The following is a 23116-nucleotide window of genomic DNA, read 5'->3' as shown; positions in this document are numbered from 1 at the left end:
TCGGGATTTAGAGTAAATAATATTGGCCTCGTAGTTCAATGGATAGCATAGCCCCGAAGCGTCGGGGTCCTAAACGTTTGATTTAGGAGGTGCAAACGAATTCGGGATTTAGAGTAAATAATATTGGCCTCGTAGTTCAATGGATAGCATAGCCCCGAAGCGTCGGGGTCCTAAACGTTTAATTTAGGAGGTGAAAACGAATTCGAGATTTAGAGTGAATAATATTGGCCTCGTAGTTCAATGGATAGAATAGAAGTTTCCTAAACTTTAGATGCAAGTTCGATTCTTGCCGAGGCTACTTTTTGTCAGGGACCTTTTCATTCATTTGAAAAAGTTTTTTATAGTTTTCTACACTGTAGTTTTTTATAATTTCATATCACATCCCTTTAAACTGTCCTGTTGGAGTGTTAATGTCCATACCTTCCATGTTTAAGTTGCCGTTTCCTTTATTATAAAACTGAGCAGTTCTAGTTTGGGGAAGCTTACAATACTACCATGTGTTATAGGGTTTTGGATAATACAATAGAGATTGAATATTTTTGGGGAAATTTTGATGACCCAACAAAGATCAATGAATTATTAAAGTTTAAATAAAGGATGCTGTTTACGGTCTGCACGATATTCATTGTCAAATGCTAAGGCGTATTAAAGATACCAGGCTAGCCTTGGTTTATTCTCTATAGGGTTAATACCTCGAGGCTTGCCTCGTCTGTAAACGATAAAGTTTAAAAACGTTAATTCTTATTAACAATGCCTCGGGGCTTGCCCCGGGGATTATTTAATAGTCCAATAACACTCACAAAAACCATTTTTAGAAATACTTGAGTATAATTCTTTCAAACAACAGGTACATGTGTTTAAATATCGGAAACTTCGTTCAATTAGGTCAAAAATCTCTTATATTAGTTACACAAATAAAAGTTGTAAAATCATCAATTATCTATATTCCTACGTTACCCACAATTTGAAAAAATGCCATCAACAATAACAAAGTATAAAGTTTTTTTAGCCTCACCAAGTGACCTTCAAGATGAAAGAGCTTCAATTGATGAAGTAATAAAAGAATTGAACCTCACATTTGGAAAGCCACACGACATCTATCTGGAATTATTAAAATGGGAAACACATTCTGGACCCGCAGTTGCAATAAATCATCCACAGGAAATAATTACGTCTGATTTGGGAAATGACTATGATTTGTTTATCGGACTCATATGGAAAAAGTTTGGGACACCAACCAATGTAGCTGAATCCGGGACAGAAGAAGAATTTTTAAATGCTTATAATAGATTTTTAGAAAACCCTAACTCACTTCAAATACTGTTTTATTTTAAGAGCAAACCAGTGTCATTAAGTGAAATTAATCCCGAACAATTGTCAAAAATTCAGAATTTTAAATCTGATATTGGCAAAAACAAGAAAATTCTATATTGGGATTATCAGGATACACAACAATTAAATAAATTTTTAAGAATACACATCCCTCAAAGAGTTTTAGAATTAAGAAAAACGGATGAAAATAAGGTTCCTGTTGAAAAATCTCAGGAAGTACTAGAAGCTGAAATTTTAAGTGAAAAATATGGGCTTATTGACTATCAAGAAATGATAGAAGATAATTTTAGAGAATCAAGAGAATCCCTATCAAGAATTTCTGACGCAACAGGGTGGATTGGTGAACAACTGAATAAAAAAACAGCTGAATTGAATGCAATGACTGCAAACGGAAATCAACCGGGAAGAAAAACACTAAAAATTTATTTTTCACGAACGGCAAAGGTAATGGACAATTACGCTGTCCGAATAGAACCTGAAATTCCAATATTTTATGAACATTTTGAGAAGGGAATAGACGCAATGTCAAATGTGATCAATATTTCTAGAAATGACCTAAAAGTTGAAAAAGAAGAAATTGATGAAACTCAGGAATCTTTGACAAGTCTTATCGATGGAATTTCTAATTCAATAGAGGGTATGAATGACTTTTTGCAATCAGTTAAAGACTTGCCTAGCATGTCTAAAGAATTAAACAAAGCAAAATTTAATGTTGAAACTAAATTGGATAATCTATTAGATAATTTAACAATAAGTTTCTCAATAGCTAACGAGTTAGAAAAAAGCCTAAAATAATAAAAATTGTGGGTAACAACCTCAAAGCGTAGCTAATAAATATTCAACCTAAAAGTTTGTGCTTATTTATAAGTCCGCCAAATTTTTAATTTGGCTTTTAAAAACGATAAGTTAAAAGCAAGATATAAAAATTCGACTCGTTTTAAGTTCGTAAAGTTAGTTTCCTTTTACACGCTACGTTTCATCCAGAAGGCCGATGTGTAAATCTAAAAAACTTGGGAGTTCTTCAATCGGGACCCACTTTAATGTAATTGTTAAGGAGTATTTCACAACCGAAGCCAAAAACTTGCTAAAAACAAGGCACTATATGAAAAATTTCAAACATGCCGATAAGGCCGTTCTGTTTTTTATTATTCTGATAAGCTCCGCTTTTAATTGCATCGCCCAAAACGACATCGAATACACCAAACTGTATAAACATTTTGTAATCAAGGAACATTGGGTACAAAGCAAACGCTTTGCCGAATGGTTCGATAACCTTAAAACAACTCGTAAAACAACCCTGCACGACAGTATTTTAAAAAAGCTCCCGCAGTCGCCCCCTTTAGCCGTATTCGACCGTAAAAAAAGTACCCATTTCAAAATAAGTCCGGAATATTACACCTATTATACTTTCCCTGACGAATTTAAGACGGATAGCACCGTATCATATGGTATTTCCAACATTCATAGAATCGATAGAAGCACGAATAAAAGAAAAACGTTTTCCACCGTTAGCTTTAAGGTGTCGGATGGACCGGAGACGCGCTACCAAGACGACCACCGATATTCGTTGTTGGCGGAGAACAAAAATCTTACAAAGGAAATCTGTGGCTATAACTGCTTTCAAGTGCTGATGAGGGACAACAACACCAAGAGGGAAGTTGAGCTGTACGTCACAGCGGAAATTAAACTGGAGTTTCATCCTGTTTTAAATCTAAAAAAATGTTTATTGAAGTATTATCCGCTTTATGTTCGATTTTACAACACTGAGCTTCCAGGGGAAGAATATCGGGAGTACCAATTTTTTGAGTTGAAATAGTTTACCATAAATCGTTCTTTTTCACTGGACGCGCTGGCCGGCTCCTCATGAAAAGCCAAATCATTGGCTTTTTCTTTCGGCCCGGTCTTTTTTTCTTCCATAGCCCAGCTATGCAGCTCAAAAAAGACTTCGATCGAGCAAAAAATAACTGATTTTCACTAAGATCCAAAAAGCCCAAATGAGTTCAATTTGAAAAAGGGTACAACGTTAAAGATGTGTCATTGTCATGACGATCTTGCCTTTGCTCCCCGCGGTCGCAAAAGGAAAAAAGGAAAAATGAAACGGGAGGCTATACCGTTCCGGTGCAGCGTTTTTTAGAAGAAACTGCCCAAGATAAAGGACAAAAAGGCTGGGCTGCCCCTTTTCGACTATTGCCGTAGTTCCGCATTTAAACATACCCTTATCGAACGCTTGACCGTAGAACAGTTGCAGCATTATGCCACGGTAAAGTGGGGCTACAACCTTAAACGCATCACAAAATATTTAAAAACCCGACATGCCGAATACCTAGGGGCGCGCACAAGGTAAGTTATGGTATGATTTGGGACAAAGCAGACAAGGTGTTTTTTGCAGTATCAAGGCTGAAAAAGCCTTGATACGATTAATGGGAATTCCCTGAAATGTAATGTTAAACTGTAAAAATTGTGATGTTCAACTTTTACTTCTTTACCGATGCCGGTGGTAACTTTAACGTTCATAAAAAAGTAGAATCTATGTAGTACGTCGAAGAATTTAAAAAATAAGGGATAATTCGTTTACTTTTATAAAAGTAAGATAATACGTATGCTTGTGTTAGCACTTTATGTATAAGTGTTTTGTGCGAATTAATGAAGTGATTTTCTGATTTGGTAGCTTTATAGGAATATTAACCTAAAAATATTTCTTTATGAAAGTTCCAAAATTAGTACTCATGGTATTTGCCCTGTTGGGTGTTTTAGTAATCGCTTCCTGCACGGATTCATTGGCGGAGGATACAGAATTGTATGAAAATCAAGAAGCAGTTGACTACACGACGGTTAAGAGACCGACTTGACGAACAACATACTCTTGACGGAACAAATGTTTCGTCGAGAGTTATTGCATCTTTACTGGTCGCTGCCTCTGGTATATTGCTTTATTCCGATAAAATTTTTAATCTACTAGGTTTAACTTTTGAAATACCGGAAAAGTTCAGTTCGACGGGAATGCCGTTCGAAACCTTTGTATGGTTATGGGCACAAACACTCTCACCGTTATTCATAATTTTTGCATCGCTGTTAAAACCTTTCCGATATGTGTATCTGATACCGCTTTTTTGTTATCTCTTACAAACATATACGCTGGCTTTTGACTCACAGGATTTTACCTATACCAGTCTGTACGCCATTGGTACGGCAATATTGGTATTTGTAATTCTCGAACTTTTGAAACGTTTTTTTAAACGTTCGTTGCAGGCGGAAATTGAATCAATGAAAGAAGAAGTATTAGAAAATATTGAGAATGTACGTTAGTAAATTTAAAAAAGTGACCCTTTTGCTAAAATCCGCAAAAACACTTCATCAAGAGGGTATCATTACCACTCGGGAGTACACTACTTTTTTAGATCACGTAGAAGAGGAGTACTTAAAGGTGGTCGATAGAATGGAAAACGAAGAGCTGTCCGATATTATTCACGACCTTGTGCTGAACCTTTCTTAGCAATATAATTGCTGTCCGTTTGTTTTCTTGCATCTTCAAGCTGCCTTCTTATATCTTCTTTTTCGAGCATGAACAACAACTTTTCATGCAATTCATTCTGTTTTTCAAATTTTGATTCCATCTTATCGCTTACCAGTTGGACCAATAAGGACAAAAATGCCTCCGTGGTGGTGTTATCTTTTTTCTGGGTACCGAAAAGCACATACTCAAGATTTAGCGATTCCCTATGGGCAAATTCCAATACCAATCGAAAATCGATGGTCTCCCTTGAACGCCAAGAAGAAAATGTAGTCTGTTTTACGCCCAATCGTTCACAAAGTTCCAAGTCCTTGGAAATTCCAAGTTCTTCCTTGATACGCTTCAAGACTAATTTTACATTAATCGGTATATTTTCTTTCAAAATACGTATTTTGTAATATATTTGTGTAAAAAGTATAAATAATACGCTTAATGCGGTAATATGATTAAAAATTACCTTTTAATGCGCAAATTGTGAACTAAATTACTAAAAATTAAATAAATTGGGACAGGAGGTTTACATATTGTATGGAAGCCACAATGCCATTAAAAGCTTTGAGGTATCCGCTTCACGACTGTTAAAGATGTGTTCCCCTATGGAATATATCGTGGTCTACCACAACTTTTCGGAGCGATTCGATTGGAAAAATCTTTTGGATAATTCTATGGCCTATCAAGCATATCGGGTCATTCAAAGAAAGGAATATCGTTTGATCCATCAGTTCCTCTGCGAAAAGGCCAGGGAATCAACAAGAAAGTTAAAAGATCATTATTAACATAGGAGTCGAAAACAAGTTAATGGAACCGAAAAGGATGTTGATTATCGATGATCATGAACTTACCGCAAGGGGTTACGGCTATTTGTTGGAAAACGCCGCGCTGCAGAACATACTCCCCAAGTTCGTTATCGATTATGCGCAAGATACCAAGTCGGCCTACAGGCAGATAATGAGCAAAGTAAAAACCAGCCTTGTTTACGATATCGTTCTGTTGGATATCAATTTACCCTCATATCCCGAGAAGAAGATCTTCACGGGGGAGGATGTTGGAAAACTACTCAGAAAAGTAGCGTCCAAGACCAAGATTATCGTACAAACAGCTTTGACCGACAACCATTTGCTTTACAATTTGTTCCAGTCCATCGACCCAGATGCTATTGCACTAAAAAGTGAATGGAATGAAGAAGAGTTCGTACGATGTATCCAAAATGTACTTGAAAGTGTTCCCTATTATAGTGCAGCTTTTTCCAAACTAATACGACAGCAATTCTCCAAGCCCTTTATATTGGATAATGAAGACAGGGAATTATTGTATCTACTCAGTATTGGAGTGTCTTCCAAAGAGATCCCAAAATATCTTCCTTGGTCTTCTTCCAAAGTTGAAAAAAGAAAACGAATCTTAAGAGAAAAATTTGGCGTTGAAGAGAAGAACCTTCTTTCGTTACTTCGCGCAGTGAAAGTTGCTGGTTTTATTTGAGAAAATTTAAAAAGTGTAAAAATTATGCAGTAACACCCTTAAATATTTTACAGTTAAATACTACTTTTATAGAGGGTAATTATAAAATGTTAAAGCTTATGGATTATATTGACAAAAGCATTATTGTTTCCATTTTAGTGCTTGTATTTGCAATTTTAGGCTATTTTTTCACTCCTGCTAAGAAGAGTTCGTTCGGTTATAAGACTCCTATGTCTCTTAAGAATAATAGCACGTGGAATTATGCGAATGGCCTCGCGAAAAGACTTTTTCTGTTTATTGCCGTGGTTTTTATCATTATAGAGCTTTTTCTGTATTCCAAAATGGAAGACTTTAAGGCTTACCGATATTCACTTTGGTTTTTGACTATCACATCAATTATGATAATTCCTATTATAGAGATAATGTTAAATCTTAAATTTGATAAAAATGGCAACGAAAAAAATTAGTTTTTTATGTCTTTTACTTACAGTGTTCCTATGGTTAACTTCATGTTCCGAAAGGGAAACCCAAGAAATAGAATTGCCCGTATTTTCTTCAACAATAGACCAAGATAAAGCAATTTTTAAAGGTCTTTTTATGGGTATAGGAGATGTGGCTCGGAGTATTCCTTCCATTGACCATCGGTATGTTGAGAATATTGTTTCAAATCTGTCTAAAGAGGAAAGGGATTTTATTGAAACATTTATTGATGACATCTACTTAGATATCAAGAAGTATAGAAACGAAGAATTCAACTCGTTTATTAAGGCTATTAAAAGTGGGGATAATTCTCAAATATCCAAAGGGCTTGTTCAATTTGGAAACGTTTATTACTCGACACTTCAAAATTCACCAAAATACGGCAGATACTTTTTAAAGGCCAAGGAAAAGCTCGATGCCATTAATAAGGCGGATATTTTGGATGGAGCAGGAAATTTTGACGAGGATAAATTTAACTCCATTTTGGTCGATAGATCGACTGAAGTTTCCGATGCTGAAGATGATGAATTGATTGCCGACGAAGAAATGGCTACGACCTTGGGAGTTGCCCCAGTTGTCTGCTTAACCGTAATTGTTTGGAATTATGGCGTGGTTGTTAATGCTGCTGCGGCCGTAAATGCCGCTATAGGGGTCAATGTAGTAGTTTTATGCTACATCGGTGTCGGAGATGATTGTTTTAGTGGTGGTGGTGATAGTGAAGATCGTCCAACACAGAGGTCTTCAAGATTATTGGAAAGAGAAATGCTTATAAACGATATAAGCAATATTTTGTATGAAGGATAAACTAAAAAAATTATCCATACCAGTACTGACCATAGTTTTATGGTCAGTATTTTTTTATTTGATTCTGATTTCACATTTTGAATATTCACCTGTTCATTTGTCAAAGAGCGTGTCAAAAGAGATATTCCTTGCTACACCCCAAGGGTGGAGTTTTTTCACTAAAAATCCGCGTTATGAAAGGTTAGGAGTATACCGAATGAAAAAAAACGGACAAATTGAGCAATTAACAAAACCGAATTTCTCTCTGGAAAACCAATATGGTTTTAATAGACAAAATAGACAGTTTTTAAGTGAAGTCCTAAGCTCTTTGAAAAGTACGTTACTTAAAGATAGTATTTGGCATTTTTCGTCAAAGGGTGCCCTTGAAGCATCCAAAGAGATTAGCTCAATTTATAACTTTAACAGCTCTTTTAAAGACCCAATGTTGTGCGGACGATACATTTTAGAGATGCACAAACCAAGACCATGGGCTTGGCTGTCGAATAAAAAATATAAAAACCCTAAAAAATATTTGATGATAAATCTCGATTGCGAATGAAATCATTTGTGGAGTACATTGAGCTTACTTTTGCTCAATTGGGTAAAAGAGAAAGCCATTCGAATGTTTATGGGTATGCTAGGTCACTTTTTGCCCTAAGTACCCTATTTACCCTACTTTTTAATGATAACAGTGTTTTGTTTCCAAAAAATATTGAAGCCAATAATGGTCTATTAATCCAATCTACCTTGAGGGAAATTAATCTCTTTTGGCTCCTACAAGAGAATTTGCTTATCGCGAAATTTATAGCGATTACAATTTTAGTATTCGTTCTTATCGGTATTTATCCCAAACTAACAGTAATTCCTCACTGGTGGATTTCGTCAAGTTTTCTTTTATCTTGTAAGGCTATAGAAGGAGGGGATCAATTGATAGCTATTCTTACCTTATTATTTATCCCTATAGGACTTACCGATAGCAGAAAATGGCATTGGTCCATTGTAAATTATTCTGAAAAGGCATATTCTCACGGTAGGTTTGTTCTAAATTCATTTTATATAGTAATTAGAATTCAAATCTTCATTCTTTACTTACAAGCATTTATTGGTAAACTATCCGTCAGTGAATGGGTTGATGGTACCGTTTTATATTATTGGTTTGAGGATAATATTTTTGGTCTGAACGAAAGTTTTAGGCCATATGTCTTTCCAGTATTGGAGAATTACTTCGTTATATCTGCTTTAACTTACAGTGTTTTAATCGTAGAGCTTACATTGGCCTTGGTGTTGGTTATGAAATTTGAGAAAAGAAGACCGCTACTTATTTTAGGAGTTATATTCCATTTATTTATATGGTTTATTCATGGGCTTCCTACTTTCTTCATAACAATGTGTGGAGCTTTGGTTATTTATATCGTACCCTTTTATAAAAACATAAATTTAGAAAAGTCGGCGGCGATCATTTTTAAAAATGAGCCAATGAATACATGAAATTTAGAAAAAGAAAAAGTCGATTAAAAGACAGACTAGGATGGCTCAAATGGCACTTTTGCCAAACTAATACGGAGACAATTCTCCAAACCTTATCTGTTGGATCAGGAAGATAGAGAGTTGTTATACCTTTTAAGTACGGGAGTATCCTCCAAGGACATTCCAAATCACCTCCACTGGTCCGCATCCAAAGTGGAAAAAAGAAAACGGTTGTTACGGGAAAAATTTGGGGTGGAGGACAAAAACGTACTATCGCTATTAAATTCGGCCAGAAAAGCCGGGTTCCTATAGCTTTCTTCCATACTTTCCTTGCCAAAATTATTGCTAAAAGAAGGTTTACCCTTTAAAAATTGACAGTTTATACCGTCATATTTAATCTTCGAACGTTTAGATTTACACCTCAATCAGATTGTGTTTTTAGTAGCACTACGAAATGGATATAATTTAATACACAACATATGAGAACACTGATACTAGTACTGCTGTTCGGCAGTTACGCCCTGGCCCAACAAAAGGTAACGGCCGGCGACGAATACACCAAAACGCTCGCCCCAAAAGTGGTGGAGGCGCTACAACGGCCCCATAGGGATGCCCAAGCGGACAGGGCACTGTTCAAAGCGGTACGCGAACGGGCCGAGGCGGGGAGCGCCGTAGCGGCCTGCGACCTTGGCATGCTATATAAGGAAGGTCTCGGGCACGCGCTCAACCTGAACAAGGCCCGAAAATGGTTTCTAAAAAGCCATAAAAAAGGAAACGCCAAGGCGGCCTATAGTTTGGGGTACCTCTATCTAAAAGGTTTGGGGAACATCGAACAGGACTACCAAAAGGCCCTGCACTGGTTCAACCAAAGCGACGACCCCATGGCCGTCCATTGGACGGCAAAATGCCATTACCACGGGCTAGGCGTACCGCAGGACAGGGACCGGGCCATAGCGCTCCTAAAGGACAACCCCATCGGTAACAGTGCCGTACTCCTTGCCCAATGGGAATACGACCGCGAACATCCGGGGCAGGTAAATACTGAAACCTCTCTGACCGACCTTACCGATACCGATGGTCCCCTGACCAACGGCATCACCGGAACCTGGCAAGGACATTGGGAACAATTGGACTGGTCCGGCAGCACCGTCATGCGCAGCGACGAGATCCGGTTGGCAATCGCCGACACCGGTACCGGTATCCACCGGGCAACGATCACCACCTTGGAAGGAACGGTCATGGGGGACGTGCTCCCCAACGGGAACGAACTGGTGTTCCCCGAACTGACCTTGACACAACAAAAACGCTATACCGACCGTACCGATGAGGTCACCCTCGACCATCGCCTGACTTCCCTAAAATACCGGACCGATACGGAAAACGGTGCAATCGTACTCGATGGGAACTTGGAGACCTATATCAACAATTGGTCGGAACCTGGGCCGCCCATGCGCCTACGGTTGCAAAAGGTGGCCGGAGGGCTATCCGATACCATTAAAGAAGCTTTCGCCCAACAGGAAGACCATTTTATAAAGGTATACCCCAACCCGTTCGAGGCGGACCTATTGGTACACTATACCTTGGATACCGATGCCGAGGTACACATTGCCCTTTCCGACTATCGCAATCCCGGCACCGTGCTGCAAAAGCGGCAACGAAAGCAACCCAAGGGCGACCGTACCGTCTCCTTCGACCGATTGTCGGAACTCCGCAGCGGCCTGTACCTGTTACAACTGGAAGTGAACGGCACCGCCCATTCCCGTATCATCATCAAAAAATAAGCAAGCGACACCCTTATGAAAACATTATATACCATTTTAACGATAACAACACTGCTATGCCTTTCCCTGCCGGAAACGGCCCAAGCACAGTACCATGAGCAGGGCATGCCCTGTAACATGCTCAAGGCCGAGGACAGCCTAAAACTGGCCGGGCGCCCGCCCATGCAGATCAATATCGGCGACTGCACCGATCTCGACGACCCGAACCCCGGTGGTGGTGGCGAAGAGGACAAAACCGAGGATCCACCGTTCGAATATGATATCGACTTTAATAATATAGGCGAACTGTTGTATTTGGAGGGACTTTTAGCAGCCATAGCAGATCGCGAGGAACAACGATGGCTAGATGAACAAGAAGAGACCTTCCGAAACGAGATCAACGAAATGTTCGACACGCACCATTCCACCTTTAAGGCCGCCCAAGAAGCCTTTTTTAGGGAGTTCGAATCCGAAACCTTGGGTTTTGAGCGTACGGCAAGTGATGAAGCATATCAGCACCGGCAGATTGCCGATCGGATGGACACCGATCAAGAGGTAGTTACTACCGAACTGTACCATATGGAGGAATGGAAGGACCTATGGGAGTTTTGTAAAGATTGGGAAGGGGCGGATTGTGATAAGTTCGGTTCCAAAACGGTACAAGGGACCCGCTTACGCGATATTGCCACCCAGCACCAGTTCGATCAGTTGTTGGGGCAGGCCGAAACGGATTTTGCCGAGTTGGAGTTTGATGCCGCACAGGAACGTGCATGGGCCGATGGAATATGGAATATGGTGCACGACGGAAGCTACTACGAAAGTATCATACGTTCCCGCATGTCCCAGTACGATAACCTATCACGACGGGATCGGGTATTCCTGATGACCAACTACATTCTCACCTATAACTATCCGAGCAATGCACCAATGGCCACCCCGACCTTCATATCGGACCTTCCCAGCTATTGGCATAGCGAGACCCTTTTCGGTCTTGGAAAGGAAATGGCGCCGACCCCTAGTATAGAGGCACTGGTGTTTTACCCCGGTTATATTGAGGACCGTTTTGACGATTGCCAGGCCGGAAGACCAAAAAATGATAGGGGCGTATACCTTGGCCCCGATTATTGTACCCCGGCAAGAACAGAGCAGGAAGCGATACGGGAAAGGGTAATAGCAGAGCATATTAATGAGGAAACTTTCGAGTTTAGTATCTTGAATCAAATTACAGATCCTTGTATTGCAGATATTGTCGATGTGGTAAATGATAATGACAATGTGGTATCCAAGGCTATGGCTGAAGCTTTTGGTAGTCCAATGAGTGGATATGATGTAGTTTACGTTGGGGAAGTTTTAGAAAATGAGAAAGACAAAATAAGTACTGGAAGGACTATTCCGACAGTAGACAGTAATGACAAAATAACTGGCATCAAAATTGTTATTAATAGTGAGTTGTTTGATTCTATGACTGATTTAGGAGTTTTTGCGACTACTCTTCATGAAAATGTTCATGCGATGATGTTTTACCAGCTAAATCGAGGAGATATAAATATAGAAACAGATGACGTGGAGTTTTCAGTTTTAGCTGATGCTTGGTCTGAAGCTGTTGCGATGAAACAGAATAATGGAGAGGTTGGCACCACGACTTTGGGATATTTACAACATGATATAATGGCCGATTTAATAAATGAAATGGCTAAAATCGTTAAGGAATACTCCGATTCAAAAGGTTATGGGATGAGTGAATTTGAGTCAGAGGCATTGATGTGGATGGGGTTACAAAGCTCTGTAGCTTGGGCAACAATGGAGAAAGAGTTAAGAGGTGCTTATGAGTTGATTTTTTCCACCGAAATAGATGGATTTGCTGTACTAAAAATTGGAAAGAAATGTGATGAATAGATTTATCGGCCTAATATTATTTTCTGTAAGCACAATAAGTTCCTCATATTGTCAAGATTTTTATTCAAATGAGGTTGGAATTATTAAGACTTTAATTTCAATGGATACTATTATTGACCAACGTAGATTAATCGTTATTTCCGATAAGATACAAAAAGGAATGATGACCAAAGAGGATAGCATCAAGTTTGTGGAATCATTAAAAAAAAGAAAAGCAAAACTTTATGCCATTAGTCATAACCAGGCGATGAAAGAGCAGTTAAAGCAAGACTTGCGTGAATCCGGTCCGTTGACCCAGAAGTTGACAGAAAATGTTCTAAAAAAGGTTATAAGAAGGATTCCCTTTTTTAGTGAATGGAACGTTGTCGATTTCAGTGATTCAGCAGATTTGGTTTATGACCCCGAATTAATGTCAACATATCATAAATTTTCGAACCCCGTATACATACAACACAATCAGTTTCTAATTTATCATGTTAAATATGTTGGGCGGTTTAATGGATTTTCAAAACTAATAATTTACGAGGTTGGCACTGAAGGCGACATCCTTATTAAGGATACAATTCTATTAAATTACAACTAGGAAAATGTGAATTATGAAGGATGGAGTCTGTATGAGGTCAACCGTTAAAGGCCTGTATTTTTTGGTGTGGGGTGAAATAAAGAAGTAAATTTTAGAGCGCCTTTAGTTGACTGCAGAGGTACCGAGTTACCCCCAGGAATTCTTGCTTCTGCCTCCGCTTATGACAACATAACATTCGACTGATAAGACCAGATTGTAGTCATAGTATGGATGACACTCAAGGATACTATGGCATGGACTAAACTGGAGGAGGAAGAGAGAGATATACACTGATATATTTTCATATGAACTGACCGGATTTGAACTATTGAGCGTAGGAAAAAAATGTACTGAGGAATGAAAAATACATTGTTTTTTGTGATGCTGTGCCTTGTAACTTCAGGTGTGGCACAAAACTTGGAAAAAGCGACCCATAAACTGATTTCCGATCTGATAAGAGAAGATACGGTTTTTGATGCCATAAAGCAACGGGCGGTGAAGGCCATGATGTCCAGGAACGAGTTGAATACAAAAGATAGTTTACAATACGTGAACTTTGTCAAGAGCCGGCCATTAAGATTAAATAGGCGGAAGATTAATAGTAAATTCAAAAAGCTGTTAACGGAAGATTATGTTACCAATGGCAACTTATCCAAGGAATTCTCTTCGGCAATGGTTAAAAGAATGAACGAGAGTTTACCCGAAGAAGGAGAATGGGAAAAAATCTCCATGTTTGATGGATTTGAACTGTTAGAGATGGTTAACGATAAAGATGGCTACCACGGATTCTCCGATCCGGTTCTGATACGGGACAACAAGTATTTGATTCATCATGTTAGACTGGGTATCGACATTCAGTTTGTAGAAGAATACCTCGTTTTTGAGATAGACGGTGAAAACTATAGTCTCAAGAAACCGATAGGGCTGTACTATCATTGAAGCGGGTACATTTGGTTATTTCGAATAGCATCTAACCGAATTTGCTTTCGGAAAACGGGTCGTTTTTAAGTCAACTCGAATATCTTTTGTGGTGGGGCCGTAAGCTATTTACAGGACTGTTCTTATGGTAATAGCCAAGTATCCTGATTATAAGGCTTAAAAAGGAAAAACTTGATGAAACCCCTAAGAAAAGAATTCGCAATGCACACAACGGGCACGGTATTAATTGCGATTTTAGTTCCATGTTTCTGCGTAAGGACCTTTCGAGTAAATTCTACTCAACAAAAATGGAGTTATATTGAACAAGATCTGCGCAAAACCGTTTTAGAAGTAAATTTAATATAGTCAGAAGCCGTACGTGTTTTGAATGTTTCAGAATTTGATCAAACCCTATGAAGTAAAACCATGGACAACTATAATTTCGAAGATATACCTATGGGTAAGTTCAGTTATTTTAATGCATTTTTTTTAAACCATCCAATTTGATTTCATATGAATTTCAAGGTTTCAATTACTATTGTCAGCGTTTTAGTTCTAGGTGGAATGTTCCGTGATTCGACATTTTCGATTAACATCCACGACACCTATTATCTTTTAAGTTGGTTTGAAATTTCTGTTGTATCGGTTCTGGCTATAGGCGTATACTTTACCTCTAAACATCTTTTTAAAATTTTATCCGGTGTGGAAAACTGAGTTTCTCCTTTGATATTACGGGCCATTGAAATTAGTTGTTCTGGACTACGATATAATAGAGTAGTCCAATAGGATACGATATAAAAATCAAGTATCGGAACAGTATATCGATTTTTTGGAAAAAAGATAAAATACTGAAAAAGTAAAGTAGCTAAATGTAATGGTAATGGCTTTGAATTAGACAATAGGCCAAACGATGTAACCTTACTTTATGCGCTATTCAACTTAACCGATACACCCTTACATTTAGAAAATAATGAAAAATTGGATAATATCAGAATCACAATCAACCGCTACATATTTAATAGCGAGTGAGAAAGCTATTTGGTTGACCGAACAAAATAGCGACACAAACATTGATGAACTTATCGAATCGAAAAGTTTAGGGTCGATCAGGAGTATTCGCTTCGAGGATTTAAAAGAAATCGTATTTATAGATTCGGATTTTACCATTGAAATGAATTTTAGAGATGATAAAACCACGGACGAAGAATTTCAACTGAATAAGAATGTGTATTTAGAAATGCGTTCCTATTTTAAAAAGAACCTGAAAGGAATAGAATTAAAAAACTATTCGGTGCTTAAGCAAATTTACGCTAACCTTATAACCTTGGGTATCGCCATCATTTTTACCAGTGCTACCTATATTTCCGCTATGGAATTGGAAAAGGGAGGCACTGTTAGAATTACTGGCAGAAGGGCATGGTTAAGAAAAATAATAGCCACAATAGCGGAGTTTCTTGGAACAACAGGTACACTAATCGTAGGATTTATTTTTATTGGCGGGATATTATACTTCCTGATGAGGAAAATCCAGAACCCAAAGAAAGGTGTGGTTCTCAAAATCACAAATGCTCCAAAACTAAACGTGTAAAAAAGTGAACTCATCTTGAGTTGTTGTTTGTAACCAGGAACGAAGGCTTTTGTGACGTAATGAAGCCATTTTATGGTTGCATAGCCGGGCTACGGAAGCTGAAAATGGGGAAATTACGGAGCAAAATGCGACCCCGACGCATCGGGGTTAGGTAAAAGAACAACTCAAGATGAGTTCAGTATGTAAAAATGGAATGAACAAATTACTATTAAAGTTAATACTGCTTTTTAGTCTATTTCAGACCAATACATATGGGCAAGAGAAGGACGGTATCTCGTTTCGCCTTGTAAACCAAATAATGCTCCAAGATACTGTGTTGAACAAGTACAAATTGGACATGATCCATGATCGCGTTTTCAAAGGGGTACTCACCAAAAGGGATAGCGTTGCTTATGTAGAGAAGATAAGAAATCAGCCATTACATTTATTTGCATTATGTTATAATTCAGGAATGCAGAAAGCATTAAAAAGCGATTTGAGACAGTCCGGTATAATGTCCAAAAAGCTAACGCCCGAAGAAGTGGTCAGGGCAGCTTTAAAAACGATTTCTTATGACCGGGAATGGCCGAGGAAAGGGTTGGTCGATAGGATCGATCTGGTCTATGACCCTGAACCGTTATCAACCTACCATAAATTTTCGGAGGCGGTTCCTCTTGGAGACGGACGCTATCTACTTTATCATGTAAAACATATCGGAAAATTTAATGTCGAAATCAGGTTTTACCTTCTGGGAGATGATGAAAATGGCATTTTCTCCATTGATGAGACCGTGGAAGTGTACTACCATTAATTTTTTTGTTGAAGGCCATAATTCAAAACGCTTTTCGGAACAATTGTTGAGACCTAACCAATTATGAAAGCACTGTTTACCTTGCTATTGGCGCTCATGGGACATCAGGTATTTGCCTGTGTGTGTTTTCCGATGAAGTTGATGGAGCGGTATATCCGATCGGATTTTGTGGCGACGGCAAAAATTATTGACATCGCTCGGGATGGACAGAATGAAGATTTCCACACTGCTGAAATTTCCATCGCAACTTTATACAAGGGTAGTGCTATCAACTCCCTAAGGATATATACCAGTCTCAATAGTTCCTGCGGATTTTATACCCCAAAGAACACCACCTGGCTCATCTTTGCTTCGAAAAACAACAGCGGCGACCTTGTTTTTGGCAGCTGTTCCGGATCGGAACAAGTTGATAAAACATATGATTCCGAGTACTTCGTTCGAAAATATACCGAAGAAGAATTGATAGCCATCAGGGCCAAGCGCTATAAAACGATGCAGCAGAAACTTGAAGTACTACAATATATAAAGGATAGTGACCTTTACCCTACCAACGAGTACCGGTTAAAAACCTATTTTATGGATGAGTGCCTATGGCAGCCCAGAAGTTTTACCATTACAACGCCACCTTACGCTTTTTATGAGCTGGCCGTCGATACCAACTTGAAAATCAAAATGATCAAACCCCTAAAGGAGTTGGGTAACGCTCCCTTGGATGCCGCGTTGTTGAACTGTATTAAGGAGCATACAATTCTGCGTGGCCTTAAAAATAAAAAAAGCATACCGACCGATACAAAATTGACCCTTTAACTCTATTTTTATGAAGGTACCGATACGTATGAGAGCTTTGTGAGCTCGTTTGGGCCGTGACCCCGAACGGATGTCGGTGTCAGTACCATTGTAACGTAAAAACGGTATAATCGGTTTCTTGGCAGTTATCGAACGAAGTCGGTCATTTTGAAAAACAAGGTAGATTTAACCAAAAACAAGTTGAAATGGATGCGGAAGAATACAAGTGGCGAGTAAACCTGGATAAAAGTCGTTTGGAGTATTTGAACCTGACTTTTGAGCAGGCCGAAAAAGTGTATGCCCATGAAGAAGAAAAACGGATTTCTTCCGAGCATCATTTTTTTTCGGATTGGGAAGAATGGGATTATGACCTAAGTATGTTCAGGGAAATTTTAGATGCTGCCCAATTCGAACGTTTTGAACGCCGCCATATCGAGAATATCCGTAGGTACGAAAAAGCATTGGTCGACGGTGACAAACCAAATACGGTCGACATAGCCTATACACGGGACATACAGGATTTTTACGAACAGCGATTGCTACCGGCCTTTCAAAAAAACAAATATGGACAGCCCTTTTTAGGGACCTCCATGGAAGCCGCAAAAGTGGATTATTTGAGGAAAGAACACCAAAAGTTTCTTCAGGAACAAAAAAAGAAAATGTTGACCCAACATTTTCGCCATTGCAGAAGCTTTAAACCGAACGCATTGGCATTATCGTTACAAAAACATAAACTAGGGTGTACGTTTCCGGATTACCCGTACTTTAAACATTATATGGATGCTCCCACCAAGGCGGTAGCGACCTATCTTGAATCCCGTTTTCAAAATTTGACCGATGACGTAACACGGACCATAGCGGAAAAATTTGAAGAACTGGCAAATTTTACGAACGATCGTTTTGAAAAGCATTACGGAAAAATATCCTTGGCCGATACCTATGTTGTAACGGTTCCACCGCTGGGCGAAACGGAACGGGCCATCCAAAATACGATGACGATTTTATTGCTGGATCAAGAAAAATGACGACTACATTTCTAAAACCTTTCCAAATGGCCAACACACTTTTACATCGTATGGTAGCCTATTTGAAAAATACCAATATGGCGTTGGGTCTGTTGCGGTTCCTATTTCTTTTTGGCCCTTTGACCTCGTTTTCGCAAACAATTACCGAAACGGCCTATGGAATAGTCCCCGAAGTAATACGGCAAGACACCGTACCCGATCCCATGTTGGCAGAGGTGCTTCACGACCTTATTTTAAAGGGAAGGTTTACCGAACAGGACAGTATCGACCAAGTGGAAAAAAGAAAAGAGCGTTCGTTTATCCTGTTAAACTGGGCCGTTAACACGGAGGCGGAGCGCAGTTTGGCCAAGGCCTATTTGGACACTTCCAAAATTGCCGAACATTTTGGGAGGGAACGGATCATGGAATTTTTTGATCGAATAGGCCCGGATAGGCCGCACCCTGATTTTTTAGGGGGTACCGGTGTCACCATTGTCGAAAGAGTAGCAAAACAAATGCACAACCATCGTTTCTCCGAACCGCTGCACGTAACGGAAAACCAATTTTTAGTGTACCACGAAAAGTACTGGGGAAGTTTTGCGCAACTACAGGAGTGGGTTCTTTATCGGGTAATGCAAGAAGGGGTGGTGGTAGAGCAGTATTTTGAGGTTTGGGACAGGGAACAACAAGGAATCATCTGCTTTCCCCATCGATAGCGAAAGCTACCGCTCGGTTGTAACAAGTGCCGTTGGCCAAGAAACCATAACACCAGAAATGGTATAATACACTTCACCTTAAGGTTCTCATTAAATAGAGGGTAACAAATGGATATAGGTAATAGGGATATTCAGTTGTCCGGGGTCATTGAGTAAAACATTCGACTGTCAATTTAATCGCTTTACTCTCCAATATTTGTCCTATAAACTCAATAAATGTAATTATAGAGGGTTTTAAATCTTCTTATTTTGTGTATTTTTGTATATTTAAGAAGAAAACACAACAATGTTAAACCCTATTCCGACAGCAAAGATTATCGAACGCCTTCGCTATGAAAATCCATGGTGGATTACCAGGGAGATACCGAACACGTATAGTGCAATGTCCAAGAGATTGTACTTTGATCTCTTTTATCCATTCGTTCTTGAAAGAAACGTCAAAAGAGCTTTAGTTTTAATGGGACCTAGAAGGGTTGGTAAAACGGTAATGTTATTTCATTGCATTGAAAACTTACTGAAAGAAGGAACAAACCCCCATAAACTATTCTTTATAGGCATTGATAACCCGATTTATGTCAATTTAAGCTTAGAGGAGGTTTTAACGCTATGTAAAAAAGCCTTAAACCTTGAAAACCTTAATGGCTGTTCTGTCTTTTTTGATGAAATACAATACTTGAAAGATTGGGAAAGACATTTAAAGGTATTGGTCGACTCATATCCTGAAACGAAATTCATTGTTTCAGGCTCAGCGGCCGCAGCTTTGAAATGGCATAGTACGGAAAGTGGAGCGGGCAGATTTACCGATTTCTTGTTACCTCCGTTGACATTTCAGGAATATATCCATTTGAAAAATTTAGACCATCTAATTTTTGAAGGTGAAATTCAATATGGAGATAGGGATATACGGTATTGCTTAACCCATGACTCAAAAGCTTTAAATAAAGAATTTGTTCATTATTTAAATTTTGGGGGCTACCCTGAGGTCGTATTATCCGAGAAAATACAAGGTGCTATGGGAAGATACGTAAAAAATGATATCGTAGATAAAGTGCTGCTCAGAGATTTACCAAGCTTGTATGGAATTAAAGATGTCCAAGAATTAAACAGATTTTTTACATATATAGCTTATAATACCGGAAACGAATTTTCTTATGAAACAATGTCCAGGGAAAGTGGGATTCAAAAGGATACCTTAAAAAAATATCTAGAATATTTAGAAGCAGCATTCCTCATTAAAGTATTGAACAAAGTTGGGGTCAATGCAAAAAGATTGAAAAGGATAACAAGCTTCAAAGTATATCTTACTAATTCATCACTGCGCACAGCTTTATTCTCACCGATAAGTGAGACGGACCAGGAGATGGGAAACATGGTTGAAACGGCAATACTTTCACAATGGATGCACCGAGAACAGCTAGATTTAACTTATGCCAGATGGAAAGACGGCAGAATTGAAGGAGAGGTAGACCTTGTTTTAGTAGATGATAAAAATTACAAACCTGTTTGGGGAGTAGAAATCAAGTGGAGTAATCGATATTTTGATAAACCCCAAGAATTGAAAAGTCTAATTAAGTTTTGTGAAACAAATAAACTCAAGGCTGCCGTTGTTACCTCAATTGATGAAATGGGAACGAAAGAAACACAAGACTTGAGTTTTACTTTTCTTCCAGCATCAATATATGCCTATAATATCGGAGAGATTACACTTAAAATGAAAACGAACAATTAAAAAACGAAAGCACAACAATAGGTTTCTTGCATTTCGGCACCCTACGGAATACTAAAACTGCATACCGTAAAAGTTTTAGAAAATCTGAATAAAGTTTATAAAGTATCTTTTTTCCTTTGGCGTCCTTCTCAAATAAACGTTCCACCGTGGGTATTTTCGCTGCAAAAATGCGTACACCTATTTTATAACAATGCTTATTTTTTTGTGCGATAAATATGGCGGATGATGCCAATAGCACACAAATACCTATCTTTAGTATCAAGGCCAACAGTGGTGTCCAAATCGGTGCGTAATAGTTTAGATGTTGTTTTAAGTATTTGAAAATAAGTAGGTTATGGAGTATTTTCGATTTTTTCCAAGACTATTTTTTATACATAATCGTTCTAAAAACGGACGCTTTTAAAAGAGAAACTACTTTTCCTTAAATCACCGAATGCTTAGTTGTTTTGGCCTTAAAAGTACCAAGGCCTTAATTTCTGCATCGGTGCCCCCCAAAGCGGGTCAAATAGAAAGGAAAAGAGCGTATCTTGACCTGACCGCCAAAAACAGCAACGCCGATCTAGGCGTAAATTGAAACAAGATATGACGGATATAAAAAAAGACTTGCGAAGCCAAAAATGGTTCGGTAAAACGGGGAAGGATGGGTTCATTTATCGGGCTTGGATGAAGAACCAGGGTTATCCGGCAGATGAATTTGAAGGCAAGCCCGTTATCGGTATTTGCAATACCTGGTCCGAGCTAACCCCGTGCAATGGACATTTGCGTCAATTGGCCGAACATGTAAAAAGGGGCGTTTGGGAAGCCGGGGGCTTTCCGTTGGAGTTCCCCGTAATGTCCTTGGGAGAAACTTTAATGAAACCCACCACCATGCTATATCGGAATTTGGCGAGTATGGACGCCGAGGAGAGCATTCGCGGAAATCCTATGGACGGCGTCGTATTGTTGGGTGGTTGCGACAAAACAACACCTTCGATCCTGATGGGGGCCGCCAGTGTAGATCTTCCCACCATATTTCTATCGGGAGGGCCAATGTTGAACGGCAAACACAAAGGTAAGGACGTGGGCACGACCGATCTTTGGAAATTAAGCGAGGCCAATAGAAAAGGAGATCTAAGTCAGAAAGAATTTGTGGAGATCGAAGCGGCCATGTGCCGCAGCGATGGGCACTGCGCGGTCATGGGAACAGCTTCCACAATGGCCTGTATGATAGAAGCTTTGGGAATGTCCCTCCCCCATAATGCCGCCATTCCGGCGGCGGACGCACGCAGAAAAGTATTGGCACACCTGACCGGTAGGCGCATTGTGGATATGGTAAAGGAAGATTTGAAACTTTCAAAAGTGCTGACCCGGGAAGCCTTCGAAAATGCGATTATGGTAAACGCGGGTATTGGGGGCTCCACCAATTTTGTGGTGCATTTGCTTGCAATTGCCGGGCGGGTAGGGGTACCACTGACCCTTGAGGATTTTGATGAATTTTCGGCGAAAATACCGCTGTTGGCCAATTTACAGCCATCGGGGAAGTACATGATGGAAGACCTGTATTATGCGGGGGGTTTACCGGTAATCCTAAAAGGGCTGCGTGCCCATTTAAACAACACCGCATTAACGGTGAACGGAAAATCCATCGGCGCAAACTCCGAAGCGGCGGCATGCTATAACGAAGCGGTCATAGGAACGGTGGAAAAACCCGTAAAACACGATTCGGGAATAGCGGTAGTGAAAGGCAACCTATGCCCCAATGGTGCAATAATCAAACCTTCGGCGGCCACTCCGGCCTTGATGCAGCACAAGGGAAGGGCCTTTGTTTTTGAGGATATTGAAGATTATAAGGCCCGGGTAAACCTGCCCGATCTGGATTTGGATGAAAATTCGGTTCTGGTATTGAAAAATGCCGGTCCGAAAGGCTATCCGGGAATGCCCGAAGTCGGGAATATCGGATTGCCGAAAACGATGCTGGACAAAGGGATAACCGATATGGTACGAATTTCCGATGGCCGTATGAGCGGTACCGCCTTCGGAACGGTGGTGTTGCACATATCTCCGGAAGCTGCGGTCGGCGGTACGTTCGGATTGGTGCAAACGGGTGACATCATTGAATTGGACGTACCCAATAGAAAATTGACGCTACACGTTTCGGAGGAAGAATTGGCGGAGCGTAAAAAAAGGTGGAAGGCCCCAGATCTTGGTTATGCCAGGGGATACACCAAAATGTATATCGAACATGTAGAGCAGGCCCACGAAGGGGTCGACCTGGATTTTTTAAAGGGAAATTCGGGGAGCGAGGTCAAGAGGGATTCCCACTAAAGTTTGGAACAAAAAAAACAATAAATATTAACAGA

At 39.5% G+C, this 23116-nt stretch carries 23 protein-coding genes and 1 tRNA gene; 23 read left to right on the top strand and 1 reads right to left on the bottom strand.

What is annotated here, in order from left to right:
- The first annotated feature begins 226 nt into the window (after positions 1-226).
- From ACRD7P_RS14875 to ACRD7P_RS14855, 5 genes are all read left to right on the top strand, one after another.
- Positions 227-298, top strand: a tRNA-Arg gene (locus tag ACRD7P_RS14875).
- A gap of 674 nt (positions 299-972) precedes the next feature.
- The gene (locus ACRD7P_RS14870; protein ID WP_430908425.1) at positions 973-2127 is read left to right on the top strand and encodes a DUF4062 domain-containing protein; all 1155 of its coding nucleotides are present in this window, start codon (positions 973-975) and stop codon (positions 2125-2127) included.
- 307 nt (positions 2128-2434) lie between these two features.
- The gene (locus tag ACRD7P_RS14865; RefSeq protein ID WP_430908424.1) at positions 2435-3148 is read left to right on the top strand and encodes a hypothetical protein; all 714 of its coding nucleotides are present in this window, start codon (positions 2435-2437) and stop codon (positions 3146-3148) included.
- Positions 3149-4131: 983 nt separating this feature from the next.
- A complete protein-coding gene (locus tag ACRD7P_RS14860) occupies positions 4132-4638 on the top strand; it encodes a hypothetical protein (RefSeq protein WP_430908423.1) in 507 nt (168 codons plus the stop codon).
- Entirely contained in the window at positions 4628-4825 is a 198-nt protein-coding gene (locus ACRD7P_RS14855) for a hypothetical protein (RefSeq protein ID WP_430908422.1), read from the top strand. Before ACRD7P_RS14860 ends, ACRD7P_RS14855 begins: the two co-directional genes overlap by 11 nt.
- Here the strand turns inward: ACRD7P_RS14855 and ACRD7P_RS14850 are convergent.
- A complete protein-coding gene (locus ACRD7P_RS14850; RefSeq protein WP_430908421.1) occupies positions 4794-5225 on the bottom strand; it encodes a helix-turn-helix domain-containing protein in 432 nt (143 codons plus the stop codon). The genes ACRD7P_RS14855 and ACRD7P_RS14850 overlap by 32 nt on opposite strands.
- Positions 5226-5346: 121 nt before the next feature.
- Between ACRD7P_RS14850 and ACRD7P_RS14845 the strand changes: the two genes are divergently transcribed.
- The 18 genes from ACRD7P_RS14845 (at position 5347) to ACRD7P_RS14760 (ending at position 23081) form a co-directional block, all read left to right on the top strand.
- A complete protein-coding gene (locus ACRD7P_RS14845) occupies positions 5347-5619 on the top strand; it encodes a hypothetical protein (protein ID WP_430908420.1) in 273 nt (90 codons plus the stop codon).
- Positions 5620-5641: 22 nt separating this feature from the next.
- Positions 5642-6319, top strand: a complete 678-nt coding sequence (locus tag ACRD7P_RS14840) for a hypothetical protein (protein ID WP_430908419.1) — start codon at positions 5642-5644, stop codon at positions 6317-6319.
- Positions 6320-6405: 86 nt separating this feature from the next.
- The gene (locus tag ACRD7P_RS14835) at positions 6406-6765 is read left to right on the top strand and encodes an SdpI family protein (RefSeq protein ID WP_430908444.1); all 360 of its coding nucleotides are present in this window, start codon (positions 6406-6408) and stop codon (positions 6763-6765) included.
- Positions 6746-7582 (top strand): hypothetical protein, encoded by an 837-nt coding sequence (locus tag ACRD7P_RS14830; RefSeq protein ID WP_430908418.1) that lies wholly within the window; start codon positions 6746-6748, stop codon positions 7580-7582. The genes ACRD7P_RS14835 and ACRD7P_RS14830 overlap by 20 nt, the downstream gene beginning before the upstream one ends.
- A complete protein-coding gene (locus tag ACRD7P_RS14825) occupies positions 7572-8120 on the top strand; it encodes an SdpA family antimicrobial peptide system protein (RefSeq protein ID WP_430908417.1) in 549 nt (182 codons plus the stop codon). Before ACRD7P_RS14830 ends, ACRD7P_RS14825 begins: the two co-directional genes overlap by 11 nt.
- The gene (locus ACRD7P_RS14820) at positions 8117-9049 is read left to right on the top strand and encodes a sporulation-delaying protein SdpB family protein (RefSeq protein WP_430908416.1); all 933 of its coding nucleotides are present in this window, start codon (positions 8117-8119) and stop codon (positions 9047-9049) included. The genes ACRD7P_RS14825 and ACRD7P_RS14820 overlap by 4 nt, the downstream gene beginning before the upstream one ends.
- 99 nt (positions 9050-9148) lie before the next feature.
- Positions 9149-9340: a hypothetical protein gene (locus ACRD7P_RS14815; RefSeq protein WP_430908415.1), complete on the top strand. Its 192-nt coding sequence runs from the start codon at positions 9149-9151 to the stop codon at positions 9338-9340.
- A 167-nt stretch (positions 9341-9507) separates the two neighbouring features.
- Positions 9508-10809, top strand: a complete 1302-nt coding sequence (locus ACRD7P_RS14810) for a T9SS type A sorting domain-containing protein (protein WP_430908414.1) — start codon at positions 9508-9510, stop codon at positions 10807-10809.
- 15 nt (positions 10810-10824) lie between these two features.
- Positions 10825-12684, top strand: a complete 1860-nt coding sequence (locus ACRD7P_RS14805) for a hypothetical protein (protein WP_430908413.1) — start codon at positions 10825-10827, stop codon at positions 12682-12684.
- Positions 12677-13267 carry a hypothetical protein gene (locus tag ACRD7P_RS14800; RefSeq protein WP_430908412.1) on the top strand — a complete coding sequence of 197 codons (591 nt, stop codon included), beginning with the start codon at positions 12677-12679 and terminating at the stop codon, positions 13265-13267. The genes ACRD7P_RS14805 and ACRD7P_RS14800 overlap by 8 nt, the downstream gene beginning before the upstream one ends.
- Positions 13268-13603: 336 nt before the next feature.
- Positions 13604-14185, top strand: a complete 582-nt coding sequence (locus ACRD7P_RS14795; protein WP_430908411.1) for a hypothetical protein — start codon at positions 13604-13606, stop codon at positions 14183-14185.
- Positions 14186-15134: 949 nt separating this feature from the next.
- Entirely contained in the window at positions 15135-15752 is a 618-nt protein-coding gene (locus ACRD7P_RS14790) for a hypothetical protein (protein ID WP_430908410.1), read from the top strand.
- A gap of 193 nt (positions 15753-15945) precedes the next feature.
- Complete coding sequence (locus ACRD7P_RS14785; protein ID WP_430908409.1) at positions 15946-16542, top strand: hypothetical protein; 597 nt, start codon at positions 15946-15948, stop codon at positions 16540-16542.
- A gap of 63 nt (positions 16543-16605) precedes the next feature.
- Positions 16606-17349, top strand: coding sequence for a hypothetical protein (locus ACRD7P_RS14780; RefSeq protein ID WP_430908408.1), 744 nt, complete (start codon positions 16606-16608; stop codon positions 17347-17349).
- Positions 17350-17534: 185 nt separating this feature from the next.
- On the top strand, positions 17535-18353 hold the full coding sequence (locus ACRD7P_RS14775; RefSeq protein WP_430908407.1) for a hypothetical protein: 819 nt from the start codon (positions 17535-17537) through the stop codon (positions 18351-18353).
- 26 nt (positions 18354-18379) lie between these two features.
- The gene (locus ACRD7P_RS14770; RefSeq protein ID WP_430908406.1) at positions 18380-19048 is read left to right on the top strand and encodes a hypothetical protein; all 669 of its coding nucleotides are present in this window, start codon (positions 18380-18382) and stop codon (positions 19046-19048) included.
- A 382-nt stretch (positions 19049-19430) separates the two neighbouring features.
- A complete protein-coding gene (locus tag ACRD7P_RS14765) occupies positions 19431-20777 on the top strand; it encodes an ATP-binding protein (protein WP_430908405.1) in 1347 nt (448 codons plus the stop codon).
- Positions 20778-21359: 582 nt separating this feature from the next.
- Positions 21360-23081, top strand: coding sequence for an IlvD/Edd family dehydratase (locus ACRD7P_RS14760; RefSeq protein WP_430908404.1), 1722 nt, complete (start codon positions 21360-21362; stop codon positions 23079-23081).
- Positions 23082-23116: the final 35 nt, after the last annotated feature.

It is taken from the genome of Maribacter sp. 2-571 (genome assembly GCF_050589625.1).
GTDB lineage: Bacteria > Bacteroidota > Bacteroidia > Flavobacteriales > Flavobacteriaceae > Pelagihabitans.
This window is presented reverse-complemented; position numbering and strand designations above follow the sequence as displayed.